Genomic DNA, 1,527 nt, shown 5'->3' on the forward strand with positions numbered 1-1,527 from the left:
CCCAACATCAGCTGTTTACAAACAACTAGAGGTTAAAGGGCAACCCTAGGTTTTGTGTCTTAATCACGAGGGACAGACTCCTGCCACAACTCTAATATCGAGAGGCACAGAGAAGTTTCCCAACATCAGCTGTTTACAAATATATCAAGGTTACAATGCCCACTGCCAGAACCAAGGGCTCGGGGAGATCGCCGCCCAGCTCACCCTCCGAGGAATGCCCCTTCACTTTCTGATGGGGAACCGCAGGAGGTGAGTTGGGCAGGCGATCGACAGCTCAAAGTACCGACGCCAACGAAGTACGTAAAAGTATGTACTTACTCAAGCTTATGCTATAATGTATTTGTGTTTTCGGATTAGCATGCTTGAGATATTTTCTCTTGAGGTGTTAGTCCTTTTTTAGTGTCTGGGTAAATCGTAATTCTTTGATTATTATGGAAATCTATATAAGTTACTACTGCTTGTATACAATGATCCACACTTAAGAAACCACCTTTTGGTTCGCAGTCAACTCGCATACATGAGAATCTACTTTCAGTTGGAGCATTGTCATAGCATGCTCCTGTACCTGATATGCTTTCTTTTATGCCGTATTTCTCTAAAGCGAGCTTATACTCTTGGCTTGTGAACTGTGTACCTTTATCATGTTGTAGCATGATCACTTCAGAGGCATTTTCAGGCTTGTTTTTCATTGCCATGTCTAAAGCCATGATTGCACTGTCAGTATCTGGATTTTTACTCATGCAATAACCTATAATTTTTCTAGAATAGAAGTCTAGAACTATACAAGCGTACACTTTTCTCTTGCCGTTTGGGCTTTGAGAATCACGTACGGTGAAAGTAACCGTATCTGTACCGATTTTCTCGTATGGTAATGAGCATTGGAAATCTCTGCCCATTAAGTTATCACCAACAGAAGCGTGAGCTACTCTATTCTTCGCTTTACGCTGATCGCGGATAAACTTGTAAGCATACAGTTTGTACTTTCTGATTACCTTTTCAACTACTTTATGATTAACCTTTTTACGAGGAAATAGTTCTCTGATTTCTGCGTCAGTTTCATATTTTTCTTCAATCATCTTGTTAATCAAGCAGGTAAGTCTCCTAGCTCCATAATTTAAGTAGGGTAGGAACTTTGGGCATTGTAGAATCTCATCTTCTAGGTCTTTAACATTCTCACTAACATCGATTTCTTTAGTTCTGAGAACAATGATTGCCTCTTTGAGAAACAGCTCTCTGCGTTCTACTGAACTTTGCGGTTTATCGACGTTGTTGTAGTAAGTTGCTCGATTAAATTTCAAAGCTTTACAGAGCTTTGTAATAGTGAATTTGACAGTCTTGAATTGAGATATCTTCTTGATAATCTGGCATTTAGTCCATACATCAACTTCATTGAATGTCTTATCTACATCCATTCTGTAAAGTAATTTATTGGCTAGTTCCATAATCTGGTAAGATTCATTACTTTTTTCCATACCGAAAAGAGTAGATTCTAACAGCTCTTTATGCTGATCATAGCCTGGAGCAGTT

Annotated in this window: 1 protein-coding gene; it reads right to left on the minus strand. The window is 39.3% G+C overall.

The genetic code is table 11. The features are described from left to right. Nucleotides 1-353 precede the first annotated feature (353 nt). A partial coding sequence (locus tag CKF54_RS05170; RefSeq protein WP_119525297.1) for an IS3 family transposase occupies nt 354-1,527 on the minus strand: 1,174 nt, incomplete at its 5' end.

This window comes from Psittacicella hinzii (assembly GCF_003585885.1).
GTDB lineage: Bacteria > Pseudomonadota > Gammaproteobacteria > Enterobacterales > Psittacicellaceae > Psittacicella.